This is a genomic window from Legionella sp. PC1000 (assembly GCF_014109805.1).
Lineage (GTDB): Bacteria > Pseudomonadota > Gammaproteobacteria > Legionellales > Legionellaceae > Legionella > Legionella resiliens.
Genome location: NZ_CP059400.1, coordinates 2,922,258 through 2,937,738, shown reverse-complemented (window position 1 = coordinate 2,937,738; position 15,481 = coordinate 2,922,258). Strand labels below are relative to the sequence as shown.

The window sequence follows — 15,481 nt, the reverse complement described above, 5'->3', positions numbered from 1 at the left end:
TTTTAACAATAAAGAGCTTTAGAGTTTAATGCAATATTTTTTTATCCTACGCACCCCATACGCCATCCCCATACATACCCCACGCGCCATCCTCCTACGTACCGCGCTTTATGCGCGGTATCCAGAAAGAAAATTTTGGTACCTCTGAGTTCGGTTCAAAAGATAGAACTACTGGATACCGCGCATAAAGCGCGGTACGTAGGGGAATGTGTAAGCGGTACGCAGGGGAATGTGTACCGGTACGTAGGGAAAGGTTAACCACAGATTTCATGATAAAGATCACGCCACTCTGGATTTAAATCTTCAATTAAATTCAATTCCATTGTCTGGACCAATTTTTGAAACGCTTCTCCCGACGAGCAGCTTCTATATAGGTTTCATGAGTTTCATAATAGACCAAAATATTAACATTATAATTCGCTGTAAATCCTGGTATCACTTTATTTTTGTGCTCCCAGACTCGTTTAATCAGGTTAAAGGTTGAACCGATATAAAGAGTACCATTACGCTTGCTTGCCATAATATAGACATAAAATAATTTCATTTTCTTCCTTGTTATCGAGTTTTGGACTCTTTTCGATAATATCATTTCGGTTGAGTAAAAAGAAATTATAAGTCCTTACTTACACTCTTCATGCCTAACAGAATCTCACAAAATGCTCCACCTACGTACCGCGCTTTATGCGGGGTACGTAGGTGAAAGAATTTATAGGCTACTCTCAGTTCATGTTCGCGGTTTTCAAAAACTTAAAAAGTAGTTTAGTTGTTACATAATAAATTTTATAAAACTTCTACGTACCGCGCTTTATGCGCGGTATCCAGAAGGAAGTTTTGGTGTACTTCTGGGTTCTGTTTCAAAGATAAGATTTCTGGATACCGCGCATAAAGCGCGGTACGTAGGGATATGTTTACGTGATGGATAGGAAGAAGGAAAAAATTTTTTGTGAAAATGGAGATTGGAGATCCCCCTAAAAAATTTCAGCTTTAAATTGAAGGATCCTTATCTTTTATTTTTAACCATTGCTCATCCGCTTTTTTGATATTTCCTGCACTATCTTTTGCCCAAATATTTTGGATTTCTTTATTTAAATTAAGATAAAGTTTCCCATTCACTAATTTCCATGCAAGAGGATCACTGATTACTTTATGGCCGGCTGCTACGCCATAAGCACAATAACCTCCATAGGCAGGCAGATATTTTTCAGGATTTGCTGCAAAGGTTTTTTTATTTTCTTTGCTTGCAAAAATGTAGGCCACACCATGATGAAATACGACATGGTTTCCACTTCCTCGTACGGGTCCGCTTTTTTGTTGATAAGATACGAGATCATAACCTTGATCCCCAACCAGACTGATTGAACTGTTGGTTGCGGCGATTAAAGACAGCGGGAATAACACAAATAAAAAGAAAGAAGATAAAAAGCGCAAAGGTGAAACATTCATGTTTTATAACTCCCTGGCTGGATTATCTAATAGTATAGCTCCATAGTTCAGTCAATTTGCTTCTGCCGGGGACAATCACTTAGTGGAAGTCATTATAATCCATAGCCAATAATTGAGATCCTTTTCTATGACTCTCCGAGAAATCAAGCAATTCAGGTGGATTTTTTTCACACCACCGAATCGCAGCAAGTGTCGGCAGCGTGTCCTTATTGTGGTGCGAAGACCATTGGGCATGCTCTAACAATAAACTTGCTGCATAGGTTTGTGCTAATGCAAAAGCAAGCTGTCGTGCTCCCGCTTGTTGCTCTTCGTCACTCATCTGCGGCATAGACTGAATATAATTTTGCAGTTTTTGAAGGGTGTGCTGAGTTTTTACTTGAGATTGAATGAGCTCTTTGCTGTTAATATGGCTCAATCGTTTTTTGATGTCTTCAAGAAAAAAAACTGCCGCATTCTCTTTGTGCATAGCGCGTAATACATCGAGGCTGAGAACATTGGTTGTTCCTTCCCATATGGATAAAACTTGAGCGTTTCTTAATAATTCTGGAAGCCCTGTATCTTCAATATAGCCAGCTCCGCCAAAAGCTTCTAAGGCTTCGCTCACTAAGGCAATTGCCTGTTTTGCCGTATAAAGCTTTATCAGAGGAGTCAAAAGCCTCAGTAGAGCCCGTTCAATTTCGGTTGCTTCACCTAACTCCTCCTTTCCCAAGAGTTCAATGGCATGAAAAACCAGATGGAATGCTGCGGTAAATTCTAATTGCATCCTTGCTAATGTTTCCAGATGGAGCACGTGCTTTGACAAAGTGTGGCCAAAAGCAACACGCTTTGTTGCATAATCACGAGCAAGCGCAAGAGCACGACGCATGTAACCAACGGCACAACACGCATTATATATGCGTGTAATATTAAATAGAGAGGAAATTTTTTTAACTCCATCACCAGCATTTCCAACTAAGAGGGCAGAAGCATTCTCCAATGTTAATTCTGCTGTAGGTAAGGCGCGAGTACCTAATTTATCTTTTAGGCGATTGATGCGAATGCCATTGAGTTTTCCCTTGTCATCCCGGAGTTCCAGATAAAACAAACTAAGTCCTTTACTGCCTTCGGGAGCACCTTCAATACGGGCAAGAGTCATGGCAATTTGGGAGGTTGTAGCAGAAGTAAACCATTTAACCCCGCTGAGACGAAAATGGGAACCATCGGGTCTGGCGATGGTTGAAGTACCGCTGACATCAGAGCCTCCTGTACGTTCAGTCATCCATTGTCCTGAAGTCCAGAAACAGGCCGGATCAGAAGAGGTTAGATGAGGGAAGGCATGTTTTTTTAAGGATTCATCTGCATAAAGCTCTAAGGCACGCGCAGCTCCATCGGTCATTGCTAGAGGACACGTATAGATTGCTGATGAAGGATGAAACAAATACAATTTGGCAAATTGATGTATGCGTGATAATGCACCATGTTGCCGTTCATAACCTATGGCAATTAATTTTTCCTCTGCTGAGATTTTGTCAAGCTCCTTCCATGCTTGGGATACTTCAATATGATCAATGCGTTTTCCCCAGGGATCATAAGGTACATGCCTTGGGGGAAATGCTTCAGCTTCTTGTCCTAATTGATAGATATCTTCAATGACTCGTTGACCAAGACGATGCAATTCCGGTTGAATTTGCGTCAGCATGGAAGAAGGGAGCTTCCATTCCAGATAAGTCTGTAAAACGCGATCTTCATCATATTGATTGCCCAAGCGGGGAGGTGTTTGAAAAAAATCACTCATCGATCTATTCCTTTAGAGTTTACTTCTTTCTATCTTAACCGGCCTCAATGAAGGGGGCAATCTAGAAAACTTTTATCCCAAAGCGAAGTAATTTTGTTATTCCTACTTACTGAGTTTTATACGCGGTATCCAGGAAATCTTGCCTTTAAACTCAAAATTAGAACTGAGAAAAATTAGGAAGTTAGTTCATTTTTAACTTCTTATTTGAGTTGAGTGTGCATTTTAAACGGTTCATCGACTTATGTCACGAACGGAAAAAGAGTTTTTGCTTCACGATAGCTCTCAAGCTACACTGTATCTTTTTATGTAGGGTAAGCATTGATGAGATCACATAATCTTTTAACCTGGGTGCATCATCTTTTCTTGTTTTATAAAGAAAACGTATTTAGGAAATTATTACCAATAACAATCGTTATTGTCGTGTATGCTGAAATAATCCTTTATTTTTTTGAAAATGTAGCACGCTATAATTTAGGTCAATTCCATCTGATTTTTAGCTTTATCCTCACCATAATTATTAGTTTCAGGGTAAACACAAGCTACTCGCGTTGGTGGGAAGGACGAATTTTATGGGGTTCAATTGTCAATAACTGTAGAAACTTAGGTTTAAAATTCGAAGCTTTTATTGGTTTGCATGAATATCCTGATTTTTATGAAGCGTTGAAAAAATTACCGGTTATTATCAAATCCCATTTACGTAATGAAAATAAAGCGATCCAAACGGAGTTGCTATCCTTATGTATTCATGAGTTCGACGGAAAAAATCCGGTACTTTTGGTAACCAAAAAAATGTATCGTATTCTGAATCAATTGCGCCAAGAAAATAAATTGCAATTGGAGCAATATCTGGCGTTGGACATACATTTAGCCAATTTGATTGACTTGACTGGAGGTTGTGAGCGTATTGCAAATACCCATATGCCGCCTTCGTTTGCTTTTTTTGTGAAGCAAGCATTGCTTTTTTATGCCATCATGTTCCCCTTTGGTTGGGTAGATACCTTCGGATTTTTGATTATTCCAATGATGGTTATGATCGTATATATTTTGTTAGGTTTGGAAATGTTATCCGAAGAGTTAGAAGAGCCTTTTGGTAAAGATGATAATGATTTGCCTTTGAGTACCATCACAAAAAATATTGTTCGAAATGTAGAGCAAATAGCTGAATCCTAAATAAGGTTAAGAATTCGACATACTATATACAACGTATGGTATGCCGTTGTATGCTCTTGAAAAGTAAAAATATATAGGTTAATTTTTTAATAAAAACAATTTATTACCTATGTGTAAGTAATTTCTCCATAAGGACAAATTACCTTTTCCTACGTCCTGCGGCCTTGCCCGCAGGATCCAGAACTCTAGGCCAATTCGCGATTTCTGGATACGGAAAAGCAGTAGAACGTAGGTTGAGTTTTTCTTCGGACTATTAAGAAGTTATTGGTATAAAATCCAATATAAATTGACAGTATATCTTAAAAATAAACTTCCCTGACGTCGCAATGTTCGTCATGAGATAAGGAGGCTCGAATGGTAAATAAAAATACACCGAATCACGAACACTGCCATATACATCCAAATAAACGGATCTCCTGGACTGCTGTTTTTGTTGGTGCCCTAACGGCACTGGGTCTTAGCTTTTTATTAAATCTTTTGGGAATCGCTATTGGGTTAAGTGCCTTTAAAACGATGAGTAATGGATCTGTCATCGTGGTTGTGGGTGGTTTGTTGGGAATAATTATCGGTGTTGCGATCTCCACGATTGCTGCTGGTTATGTCGCTGGCTATTTAGGGCGATTGTATTGTCCTGCACGTAATTTGGGGATCATTTATGGTTTTACGACATGGGTGTTGGCTTTAATCTTAGGGGCTGCACTGATAGGACTTTTGAGTCAATATGTAGTGACCTATACCAACTCCGTTTCTCGCACAGTAGTGGCAGTTCCAATTACAGTGAATCAAATTTCCACTCCCGTTGGTACAACCAAAATTTCTTCTTTAACAAAAAATGGCCAAAAAGAGGCTGTAGTAGAAGTCAATGTAACTCCAACAAATCTTGCTTCAGGAGCACTCATAATTTTTGTCCTGTTTCTCCTGGGAGCTATATTCACTTGTGTTGGTGCAGGTTGGGGAATGCGTTGCAAGAAAGACGATGATTCACTTTAAAAAAAGTATATCCAAACTGTATTGCCTACATTTGAGTAATGTAGGCAAAATATTCCATTTAAAAAGGGCAATTAAAATCGTAAGGAAATACTACTGAAACACTGTTCCCCGAACCATTTAAAATAACGGGCCCTGCTTTTAAAACACATTGACCAATAGCCGGTCCTTGAAACAAAGTTGGTATTGAATAAACGGTTGCGCTGATTGTCAGAGGAGCTGGAGAGCAGGGCAATCTATCGATAAATTGAGGGGTTTTTCCACCGAACATCGTGAGGGACTTACTTAAGCCAAATTCATTCGTTACATTAAATGCGACGTTTTGATTAAATTGTACGGGCGGAGTGGCCACAGCAACTTCAACTGTACAGCTCAGATCCTCATTTGCATAAGCAGATAAGTTAATCATGCAAAGAGTGGCCATAATCATTTTTTTCAACATAACAAACTCCTAATTTTGGATTATTATCGGGGTTTAACTGATGGGCTACTCGTTATAACAGGCACCAGAGAATAATTCATTGTTTCGTCAATGTCTGCATAATATGGATATCATGTACCATAAGGTAGGTAAAAAATATATCAATTCAGAAAAAAAGATAATTTATAGTGTTTTTTATGAGCATAAAATGATGCAAATTAATGAGCACAAATGTCTGTTTCCATTGAATCAAAATGGCCGGGCACCAAATCCTGACAGTTTCTCACAAAATCGAGACAGGAAAATACGTTTCTAGAGACTACAGTTTTGCCTAAAAGGCTGTAATCCCTTGCATATTCTGTCATCCCTGCCTGCGCAGGCAGGGATCCATCCATCAAAATAGTTCATAACTCAAATTAATCTACTGATAGATGACAGAATATGCAAGACTCGAGATAGAGCGTTTACTCCTTGGATACAGCCCCTATTTATGGGAAAATTTTTTGAACCGGTCTGCTATCTTCGTTGAAAATTAGTTAGAATGATGAGGGTGAATATAAATTAAAGGGAGATAATGACCAGAATCATTCTTAATAAAAATCGATTGCTTGCTCGACTTATTCTCATAGCTTTTATTGGGATAGGTTGTATGGTTCAAGCTTATGCATTTTTTCCTGGGAGCAGGGAGCAATCCAATACAACTTCTATTGCTGCTCAGGTCAAACCAAAACAAAATCAGGAAATCATAGTATTAATACATGGTTTGATGCGTACTTCCCTCAGCATGTTGCCATTAAAAGTTTATCTAAAAAGACAAGGTTATCTGGTTTATTCCTATAATTATCCTTCTGCAAAATACAGTATTCAAGAGCACGGGATTTATTTGAATCAGTTTATTAAAAATTTATTAGAAAAAAATCCAGGTGTTAAAATTAATTTTATTACTCATAGTCTCGGAGGCATTATTACCCGAGAGGCACTATCCAGCCTTTCAGCAAAACAATTAAAAAATATTGGCAGTCTTATCATGCTGGCTCCACCAAATCAAGGTTCAAAACTGGCGAAGCTTTCTACTGAATTGTTTCCCATGCTTACTTTTCCAATCAAACCATTGGTTGAATTGAGTTCTGATCACGCTTCATACGTACATCATGTATCAGTACCACACATTAAAATAGGGATCATCGCAGGACGCTATGATGCGAAAGTACCACCTGAATTTGCTCGTTTAGGACAAAATGAGCCAGTGATTGTTAATTCCAGTCATACTTTTATTATGAATAATGCAAAAGCGAGGCAATTAATTTTGAGTTTCTTAAAAAACGGAACTTTTGCACCAGTAGCAGCAGGACCTAACTCTAAAAAAAGTGGATGAAAACTGCCTGAAAAGAAACATAAAAGCCAGGCTTCGGTTCATTAGACTTCTTCAAAGAGTAGTGGCAGGAGATATCGAAGTCACATGAGAATTCGAGCTATCGACGAAGCAAGTCTCCTCTGGAGTGGACTTGCCGCAGAAGTCTATTATCTTTCGTTCCTAATGTTACCAGATCGCCATCGCCATTTTCAGATCCTCTTCTTCTTGATCGGAACCCCAATCATAATCTGTTCCTTCATCATAGCCTCGAATCATGGAGCTTAACGTACGGATAATGAAAAGAATAGGATGGATGGCAATACTGACTACACTGAGCGCAGCACCTACTATATCATCGACAAGATTTAACGCATGGCTTGGTAGACTGGGCCAACAAAAGGGATTTAAAAGAAAAAATGGAGTAGCAACTACACGTAATAAAAAAGCAGTCAAGTCATACAGGGCACGAAATATATGACAGAAAAAGCTGGTAAGTGCATCAAGATGAAAGCCAAAATTATAGTAAGGATAGAACTTAAATTCTGCATAAATTGCAGCGGCTGCTGTATATGTGGCATTAAAAAAGGTACTCAGAATGATTCTCCTGAGAAAACAACAGAGCGCCATCTTATCTCATTTTTTATTAGAGTGCTATGGTTTGACTTCTTAACCCATAGGAATTATTTGCAGTGCAAAACAAGTACTTACGTTAGTAATTTTGAAACAATCCATTTTAAAGCGGATAAAATGGATTGTTTCTTTTAAAGTGTGGTATCTACTGTTTTTAAAGACCTAAACGATGTGTTCCAGTATTTGTTTTCTCAAAAATGAGTTCAGAAATTGTTTTACTTAAAAGTTCACGCACAGCTTGTTTTTTTTCTGGAGTTATCACCTCAGAAAGTAAATCTTGATACACGTTATGCTCATCGCTAAAGGTGCATTGACAAAAACCATTGATTTCTCGAAGTTGTTGGCACAGATAGGTAATTGAATCATTGTGTTCGTTATTAGGTAACGCTATTTGAAATTCATTTTCAAGCTCTTCAGCTTCAGCATAGGTTGCTAAAAGTAATAAAGTATCGAATATCTCAAGACGTTTCGCTTTCTCCAGTTCATCAGGGGTTCTCTCAAAGATATCGCGCATCGAGTCAATAAACAGTTCTACTTTATCTTTCTCGTGCGCAATTTTTTCCAGTAAACGAGCGTTCATTGTATCTTCCTTTTGATCTATAAATAATTTATATCGCATTAATTTTTCACTTTATATATTATAGATGCAAGTTGTCTTTTAATAATCTGTTGTCGCTTACTGATATCTGCCGTGTACTCGATTGGGAATCAATAATTTGTTCAACCATTAAATCAATATCTTCATGCATCAAACATTCTTTCTGAACTGCTTTTAAACTACCGTGTTGTCCATACAACAAAAACATTTGTAATAAGGGTTTTTCAGCTGTATTTTCTCGTATTTTACTTTTGACTTGTTCTGAGTCGAGGATTTCCATAATTATCTGCCCTTTTTCCTTTTTAACTGTTAAACAGGGCTTGTTATTTTCACCATTTAAAACAATTTTAAATCCATAATCCATTACTGCGAATAATGAATCAATCTGAAATTCAGGTCGTTTTAATTTGTCTAAAAAAAGATGTTGATCACTTTTAGCTTGAACATTCACTCGTGCTTTATTGAAAAAAGAGGCCAAACACATCAAGGAGCCTTTATCCTGATTAATTGTTAGCGTCTTTTCTCCATGCGTATCTACAGTAGCAATCAATGGAGGAGTTGCTCCACGAGGTATATTGGTATTATAAAATGCAATGGTTGTATTAGGGGCGCAAGAAATGAGTAGGTTGATGCTTGCTGTCTTATGCATATGAAGTAAACTGGTTGTGTTCACATAGCGCCCTTTATCTGCCGAACCACTTTCCTCTTGTTTTGCCCTATCATAAGAGCGTTTAACGGCCAAAGACATATCATCCAAACACGCACAGACTACAACAGAATTATTATTTTTTTCTATTAAAGCTTTTTGTGAGGGCTTATAAGTCACGCCGTCTATAATTACATTCGGTCTTTTATTTTTTTGGGATAAAACTCGCTCTTCAACGAGTTCGCTGATCAAATAAGCGCTATCTTGTGTACGGATAAAGACTTGATCGGTTTCCTGTTTTTCAAACATCTCCGTAAATGGCATAAATATGCCTCGATAATCATCTGTGGCTAAGGAAACATAATCTTTTCTTTGTTCTCGCTTAATATATTGATTGGAAATAGTACTCTTACCACTCGCGGCTGGACCTAAAAAGACTAAATGACGATTATCGGCAAGTGAATAAACTGTTTTCTTTTGCAGCTTACATTGTTGAGTAAAATGGTCCAAATTGTTATCCAAGAATTCGGACATCATTTGGTTTACCAATTGCTTTTGGATTTTATTTTTTGCCATGATCAAACATGATTCGAATTTCAATTGATATTCATAGCTGTCTTTACTCAAGGAGGGATATATTTTTTCCATCCTTGCATGTGCATTTTCTACACAACGTTGATGTAGATCTTCTCCTTCCAGTAAAGTGTAAATTCTTGACCAATTAGTTATGAGTTGTAAATAATGAGAGCTTGATTTCAAAATTTCATGAAATAATTTCTGTGCAAGCTCGTTCACTTCTTCAGTATCAACTCGGTAATCTGTAATTAATCGTGCAGAAAGATGAAGCATCAATGCAGTTTGTAATTTGGGTACTAGCACATCAGTTAACCACTCTTCATGAGCGGCATTGGCATGCGCGAGTTGTTCCTGAATGTCACCTTCCATAAAATTAGGCTGTAATATGCGATTATATGTTTCCTGTAATTTTCGTTCCTGAAGACTCCATCGATTAAAACCTTTGAGTGTTATAACATGTCGCATATTGAAGTGTTCAACAGCAGTTTCCCTCACTTTACTTAATCTTCCAGGAACTAATTTAAATGCACCCTCAGGTGGAGCCAGTTCTTCTCTATGTTGCATAATGACTTCTACTTCAGGACGCAATGTTTCTAATGAGAGCGTTTTATGGCCTTCACGAGTATTACGCGTGATCCGGATGCTATGCAATTTTTTTCCATAAGGATTTGTTTTTTTAGCTGATGAAGACGATTCTGTTTTATGAAGGGAAAGAATATCCAGTAACGGCTTTTCCCCAGACAGATGGAGTGCTATCCTCTGTTCTTGTCTGGGAGGCGTTGGGAGCTTTACAGGTTTGTTGGATGCAGGGGGGGAGCCATTTTTCTTATTGTAAAATTCAATCCCTGCATGAATCACTTCTTTTGTAAATTCACTTATACCTTGGATTTCTCCATTTAAATTCCCAGGAATAACATCAAGTATTTCATTATCTCGGTTATAAAGGATTGTCATGACATAATCATGAGGATTAACATGCGTATACGCAATTTCAGCTAATTTTGACTTACCTACAATTTCTGCAAAAGGCTGCGAGTGAAATGATTCTTTACCACGAACGATATAGAGAATCTTTACATCGTTCATACCACCAAATTTAAGGGCTACATCAAATTTATCTGTAACTGATCGTGTCCCCCCAATCCCTGTAGTTGCCAAGGTAACAGCAGTTCCGGAGCGAATTTCATGTTTTTTAACATTATTTTCTTGTCCGGCTAATAGATGACTGTCAGCAGAATATTCACCAGTCCGGGTCATTTTCTTGGCGAAAAATACTGTTTCTTCTAACGAGTTAGTTAGGTGCCCCCCTCTAAAAACAACAGGGGCTTGCGTCATATTTAAGTGATCATTTTGATAACTTTGTACTGTATGATAATGGTGAACATCCTTTTTAAGATATGTTGTCAATTTTCTTTTAACTTGCTCTCTAAAAATAGGAGAAGGAGGTAAAACAAGACCCGATTCATTTGTTAAAAATGATAGGTTGTTTTTGTTTTTTACGTCACGAGCAGCAACAAAATTTCTATCATTCACTAATCCATTAACCAAATCGATCAAATTCAATTTCCAAATTCTATCCACATCCCGACTGTCAGGGACATATTGAATTAACTTATCATCGGGTGCAAGGAATAGGATTTTTTTGATAAAATTTTCAAAATTGCCGGCTGTTGAAGGGAACTCCTCTCCAGGTTGCAGAAGTGGAGTGCTACCATAAAATTTTTTAACTTCTTTTAAATGAATGATCAGCTGAGCTATTTTCTCATCTAACTCCTTATCTTTTGCATTTGGATTATCATCAAGGCTAGCAATTAGTGCAGTGATTTCCTTCATTAAAGTACCAACAGCATCAATCTCTTTTTTAAATTCTTCATTTATTTCTGCTGGCTCTTTCATTTGTTTTATCCAAGCATCCAGAACTTGGTTATAACGTTGACATGCTCCGTCAACCAAAAGATCTTTTAATCGCTCTAGATTTCCCTGATTTAGCCACTGATAAAGAGTAAATTTATATCCTTCATCTTTAACCAGATCGACTGCTGGTAAATGAGATAAAAATAAGCTGCTCCCCACATCATTTTCCAAAAAAGCGATTCCTTTATCTCTTAATGCTACAGTATTATTCCGTGCAATATCTCCAGTATGGCCTCTTTGAGATGTGATTTTCAAAAGCTCAGGTAAATGGCTTCTTAATTCTTCTTCAGTAGTTTGTTCATTTACAATAAAATTGCACTCACTGAAATTAATTGTTGCGTTAATTTCTTTGCCGCTTAGATCAACGACCGTATAGTGTAATGTGTCAGGGAGTAATGTGATATATAAGGTATTGGTTTGCAGTGGTCTTGATTTAGGTGGTTGTAAACTTAAATCATAACTCATTGCATTGAAAAAACTTAAAAGTGACTGACTATCAATTTCTTTAGGCGCTTCTACTTGGCTACTTTTTATTCTTCCCTTATTAAACTCGGAGGCAATATAATCGGTATATGACCGGAGAAAAGATTCATATAATGGTTCATTTGCCATAAAAGCAATGAACTGATAATAATCATCTTCTTCTGTTATCTCGTCGAAATTAGGAAAACTCTTGGTTAATTTTTTCTGTACATACAAAAATTGAGTGAATACCTCGTCAAATTGTTCCAGGGTGAAAATTCCTGCCGAGGTTAAATGTTCCAAGGTCAGTTTGGTAGATTTTTTTGCGGTAATATGTAATGCCAATTTTTGTACAAACAAAGCGTAACGTGGATTGCTCTGTAATTTCTCTATCGCTTTTTTCAAACGCTCCTTATTGAACTCCTCAGCTCCTATGTGCTGAATCACTTCGTCTTGGATATTAATCTTTTGTTTTTTAGCATCTTGAAAAATAACGAGAGCAATTTCTGGGGCAATATTATCCCATTGATAAATGACACCCTCTGTGGTTTGTTGCTGTGAATAGCTGGTAGCAGATAGACCAATAGCGCTACGTAAAGTACGATGATACTCATATCGTGACAGATCTGTATCAGTCAGCGAATCAAAGTTTATTCGTTGTTTTGAGTATAATCCAGGCATATTCGTATCAATTGTATAATTGGTGAGCTAATAATTTATAGCACAAGATTATTAAGGATTAATGAAGTGATTATTAAGATTCTTTATGATTTCATAAATCAAATTGTATAATCAAAGAAAATAAGTGATTTATTAAACCAATTACTGGGGAACATTTAGCTCCGGAAACAACCATATCAATCGTACGATGGACAATAAATTGATTTTATATATCTCTAATGTCTAATCAGCAATACTGGGGTTTTGGATATGCGTATGACTTCCTCAGCAATACTGCCAGTAAGTATATGATGGATTCCGCGACGACCCTGAGTACCTATAACAATTAAGTCGGCGGACAATCCTCTTGCTTCATCAACAAGTTTTTCGGCAATTTGTGCTTTGGAAGGGGTGAGTTCGGTAAGTTTCATTTCAAATTCTACTTTTGAGCGACTGAGTATTTTTTTCATTGAGTCTAAAACTTCTTGTCCTTGTTTTCTGGTGAGCTCAACAAATGTTTCTCGATCGACATCACCTTCATATAAGGTATCAATTATATGAATCACGCATATCTTGGACCCCTGGCTTTTTGCGACTTTAATTGCCTCTTTTAATGCTAAAACGGATGCTTTAGTATCATTCACTGCCACCATAATTTGTTTGTACATAGATGAGACTTCCTTGCCAGTAAAATTGTTTATTTAATAATACATTAGGGTCTGTTTCCATTTCTACTATCTTGGTCAAACTGTCCAGATTTTCTGTGCTCAGATGCTCACATACTCCATGTATGCTGAGCTTCGGTACTCAAAAAACAGGCCATTTTGACTCAAGCTAGCGCATTGGAAACAGACCCTGGGGGATCGTTAGTTTTTCATTTTAAATTTCTCTACGAACTTGTAAATTTCTCTACGTACCGCGCTTTATGCGCGGTATCCAGAACGATATTTAAGATGCCGCTGAGCATTTCTATAGCGAGATCCCTGGATACCGCGCATAAAGCGCGGTACGTAGGTGAAAAATTAAGCGCGGTACGTAGGTGAAAAATTAAGCGCGGTACGTAGGTGAAAAAATTAAGCGCGGTACGTAGGTGAAAAAATTAAGCGTGGTATGTAGGTGAAAAAATTAAGCGTGGTATGTAGGCGAAAAAATTAGTGGAGGTTTCTCATCAAAATACTGAAGATACCTCAGGTAAACAGATCCCTACCTTCCTTGGCCAAACTTCCCTGATTATCTGCGTTCCGATGCTCACATACTTCATGTATGCTGCGCTTCGGTACTCAAAAATCAGGCCATTTTGACTCAAGCTAGCGCAATGGAAACAGACCTGGCTTTGCTTGCAATAATTGATATTATATATCTTTGCTGTTATAGGAGTATGTTGTAATTCTTAGTGGAGATTGGTAGATTAAAAAAATTAAGGAGATATGCTGGAATAAGTTAGAAACTACCAGGGTCTGTTTTACAAGCCCTGAAAAATACTTTGACTAAATGATCGATAGGAAGAATGATGTTTTTTAATCAAAAAGAAATTTACTATACTTTATTGTTGCTGGGATTATATTCGTCAACAGTAAGTTCTGCGGGTCACGTTCAGACACATCCTCCGGTACATAGAAGTGGTTACGCACTGATACAGGCGGGAGGTTATTGGTTGCATCAAGGCCAAGCGCAGCATCTTAATATTAACGGATTGATTGGTGATTATTTTACCGTAACGAATCATAATGACGAAAATTATTTAGTTGGTTTGGCTTATTTTGTAGATGGCCACCAAACTAAATTATTTGATATGTCTTATGGACTAAATGCTTATTATCTCGCTAAAACTTCAGTGAATGGTTATGTCATCCAAGAGAGCTTATTCCAAAATTTATCATACCATTATGATGTAGAGCACTTTCCTATTTATGTAATGGCTCGCGCTGCACTTAATACAAAAAATCCGGACTATGGGTTAATTATTGATGTAGGGACTGGTCCTAATCTTATCAATGCTCGTAATTTTAAAGAGAATTCACTTGACGGCCAGACACTTCCTGATAATATCTTTTCTAGAGATCTCACGGCACAATTTAGTGCAACCGCGGGAGTTCATGTAAAATTGAATCACGTTATTCGTGGCGGCGTGCCGTTGGAATGCGGTTATCGTTTTTTCTATTTAGGGAAAGGCCATTTCAGTTCCTTTAACGATCAAGTAAGAGAACCATTGAGCACAGGCAATACCTATGCAAATGCCTTAATCTGTGGATTGGAATTTGAAACCTAAGACTTGTTTCCAATTGCTCCGTATGGTGTAGTGTTGGATGCAGCGCAGCGGAATCCGGGTTTCGCTGCATAGCAAACAGTTTAAGGGCGTCTAATCCAATTGATAAGCCATTTTCCTTCATCAGTTCGTTCAAGACAAGCGATAGTTCCTGGAACAAAGGCAACAATGGAGCGGTCTTCATTGAGTAAAACGAGTTTACCAATAAGTTTACCCATAAAAGGCATATGCCCTACGAGCATGATGTCGTGTTGTTGCTGATTTATTTCATCTACGATCGGGCTCACGGGGTCTAGAGGTTCCAATCCTTGATGAAATTCAATCTTCTTTGAGGAGGATAAACTGGAAGCCAATATCGCCGCAGTTTGCTCGGCTCTATGCTTACTGCTATGGAGTATGCGAGCAATTTCTATTTTTTTCTCATTTAGAAAATGACCTAAACGCTCAATATCTGTTGTTCCTTTTTTACTAAGAGATTGTTGGGGATCCATTTCTTTCCCTAAATGTTCTCCATGCTGAACGAGATAAATTTTCATGGTGGCTCCTTGCTACCTGAAATTGTAGTGTTAAGTAAAGTCCG

At 37.7% G+C, this 15,481-nt stretch carries 12 protein-coding genes and 1 pseudogene; 4 read left to right on the top strand and 9 right to left on the bottom strand.

What is annotated here, in order from left to right:
* Positions 1-254: 254 nt before the first annotated feature.
* The 3 genes and pseudogenes from FOLKNPGA_RS12805 to FOLKNPGA_RS12795 form a co-directional block, all read right to left on the bottom strand.
* Positions 255-544 (bottom strand): annotated as a pseudogene (locus FOLKNPGA_RS12805) (GIY-YIG nuclease family protein).
* A gap of 440 nt (positions 545-984) precedes the next feature.
* The gene (locus tag FOLKNPGA_RS12800) at positions 985-1,443 is read right to left on the bottom strand and encodes a YHS domain-containing (seleno)protein (RefSeq protein ID WP_232891233.1); all 459 of its coding nucleotides are present in this window, start codon (positions 1,441-1,443) and stop codon (positions 985-987) included.
* Between the two features lie 79 nt (positions 1,444-1,522).
* On the bottom strand, positions 1,523-3,217 hold the full coding sequence (locus FOLKNPGA_RS12795) for an acyl-CoA dehydrogenase family protein (protein WP_182350269.1): 1,695 nt from the start codon (positions 3,215-3,217) through the stop codon (positions 1,523-1,525).
* A gap of 321 nt (positions 3,218-3,538) precedes the next feature.
* Between FOLKNPGA_RS12795 and FOLKNPGA_RS12790 the strand changes: the two genes are divergently transcribed.
* Both FOLKNPGA_RS12790 and FOLKNPGA_RS12785 read left to right on the top strand, forming a co-directional pair.
* Entirely contained in the window at positions 3,539-4,387 is an 849-nt protein-coding gene (locus FOLKNPGA_RS12790; protein WP_182350268.1) for a bestrophin family ion channel, read from the top strand.
* Positions 4,388-4,741: 354 nt separating this feature from the next.
* On the top strand, positions 4,742-5,377 hold the full coding sequence (locus FOLKNPGA_RS12785; protein WP_182350267.1) for a hypothetical protein: 636 nt from the start codon (positions 4,742-4,744) through the stop codon (positions 5,375-5,377).
* Positions 5,378-5,435: 58 nt separating this feature from the next.
* Here the strand turns inward: FOLKNPGA_RS12785 and FOLKNPGA_RS12780 are convergent, their stop codons facing one another.
* A complete protein-coding gene (locus FOLKNPGA_RS12780) occupies positions 5,436-5,816 on the bottom strand; it encodes a hypothetical protein (RefSeq protein WP_182350266.1) in 381 nt (126 codons plus the stop codon).
* A 553-nt stretch (positions 5,817-6,369) separates the two neighbouring features.
* On the opposite strand from FOLKNPGA_RS12780, the gene FOLKNPGA_RS12775 reads away from it, so the two are divergent.
* Positions 6,370-7,170, top strand: a complete 801-nt coding sequence (locus tag FOLKNPGA_RS12775; RefSeq protein WP_182350265.1) for a triacylglycerol lipase — start codon at positions 6,370-6,372, stop codon at positions 7,168-7,170.
* A gap of 165 nt (positions 7,171-7,335) precedes the next feature.
* On the opposite strand, the gene FOLKNPGA_RS12770 is transcribed toward FOLKNPGA_RS12775, so the two are convergent.
* From FOLKNPGA_RS12770 to FOLKNPGA_RS12755, 4 genes are all read right to left on the bottom strand, one after another.
* Positions 7,336-7,776, bottom strand: coding sequence for a hypothetical protein (locus FOLKNPGA_RS12770; RefSeq protein WP_182350264.1), 441 nt, complete (start codon positions 7,774-7,776; stop codon positions 7,336-7,338).
* A gap of 157 nt (positions 7,777-7,933) precedes the next feature.
* Positions 7,934-8,359 (bottom strand): hypothetical protein, encoded by a 426-nt coding sequence (locus FOLKNPGA_RS12765; protein ID WP_182350263.1) that lies wholly within the window; start codon positions 8,357-8,359, stop codon positions 7,934-7,936.
* Between the two features lie 58 nt (positions 8,360-8,417).
* Positions 8,418-12,656 carry a zeta toxin family protein gene (locus FOLKNPGA_RS12760; protein ID WP_182350262.1) on the bottom strand — a complete coding sequence of 1,413 codons (4,239 nt, stop codon included), beginning with the start codon at positions 12,654-12,656 and terminating at the stop codon, positions 8,418-8,420.
* Between the two features lie 215 nt (positions 12,657-12,871).
* On the bottom strand, positions 12,872-13,303 hold the full coding sequence (locus FOLKNPGA_RS12755) for a universal stress protein (RefSeq protein WP_182350261.1): 432 nt from the start codon (positions 13,301-13,303) through the stop codon (positions 12,872-12,874).
* Between the two features lie 839 nt (positions 13,304-14,142).
* On the opposite strand from FOLKNPGA_RS12755, the gene FOLKNPGA_RS12750 reads away from it, so the two are divergent.
* Positions 14,143-14,904 (top strand): hypothetical protein, encoded by a 762-nt coding sequence (locus FOLKNPGA_RS12750; protein WP_255465974.1) that lies wholly within the window; start codon positions 14,143-14,145, stop codon positions 14,902-14,904.
* Between the two features lie 80 nt (positions 14,905-14,984).
* Here the strand turns inward: FOLKNPGA_RS12750 and sixA are convergent, their stop codons facing one another.
* A complete protein-coding gene (gene sixA, locus FOLKNPGA_RS12745; RefSeq protein WP_182350260.1) occupies positions 14,985-15,437 on the bottom strand; it encodes a phosphohistidine phosphatase SixA in 453 nt (150 codons plus the stop codon).
* Positions 15,438-15,481 lie beyond the last annotated feature (44 nt).

Coding starts and splice junctions, on each gene's coding strand:
- FOLKNPGA_RS12800 (WP_232891233.1), bottom strand. CDS start 1,443: ATGAATGTTTCACCTTTGCGCTTTTTATCTTCTTTCTTTTTATTTGTG.
- FOLKNPGA_RS12795 (WP_182350269.1), bottom strand. CDS start 3,217: ATGAGTGATTTTTTTCAAACACCTCCCCGCTTGGGCAATCAATATGAT.
- FOLKNPGA_RS12790 (WP_182350268.1), top strand. CDS start 3,539: ATGAGATCACATAATCTTTTAACCTGGGTGCATCATCTTTTCTTGTTT.
- FOLKNPGA_RS12785 (WP_182350267.1), top strand. CDS start 4,742: ATGGTAAATAAAAATACACCGAATCACGAACACTGCCATATACATCCA.
- FOLKNPGA_RS12780 (WP_182350266.1), bottom strand. CDS start 5,816: ATGTTGAAAAAAATGATTATGGCCACTCTTTGCATGATTAACTTATCT.
- FOLKNPGA_RS12775 (WP_182350265.1), top strand. CDS start 6,370: ATGACCAGAATCATTCTTAATAAAAATCGATTGCTTGCTCGACTTATT.
- FOLKNPGA_RS12770 (WP_182350264.1), bottom strand. CDS start 7,776: ATGGCGCTCTGTTGTTTTCTCAGGAGAATCATTCTGAGTACCTTTTTT.
- FOLKNPGA_RS12765 (WP_182350263.1), bottom strand. CDS start 8,359: ATGAACGCTCGTTTACTGGAAAAAATTGCGCACGAGAAAGATAAAGTA.
- FOLKNPGA_RS12760 (WP_182350262.1), bottom strand. CDS start 12,656: ATGCCTGGATTATACTCAAAACAACGAATAAACTTTGATTCGCTGACT.
- FOLKNPGA_RS12755 (WP_182350261.1), bottom strand. CDS start 13,303: ATGTACAAACAAATTATGGTGGCAGTGAATGATACTAAAGCATCCGTT.
- FOLKNPGA_RS12750 (WP_255465974.1), top strand. CDS start 14,143: ATGATGTTTTTTAATCAAAAAGAAATTTACTATACTTTATTGTTGCTG.
- sixA (WP_182350260.1), bottom strand. CDS start 15,437: ATGAAAATTTATCTCGTTCAGCATGGAGAACATTTAGGGAAAGAAATG.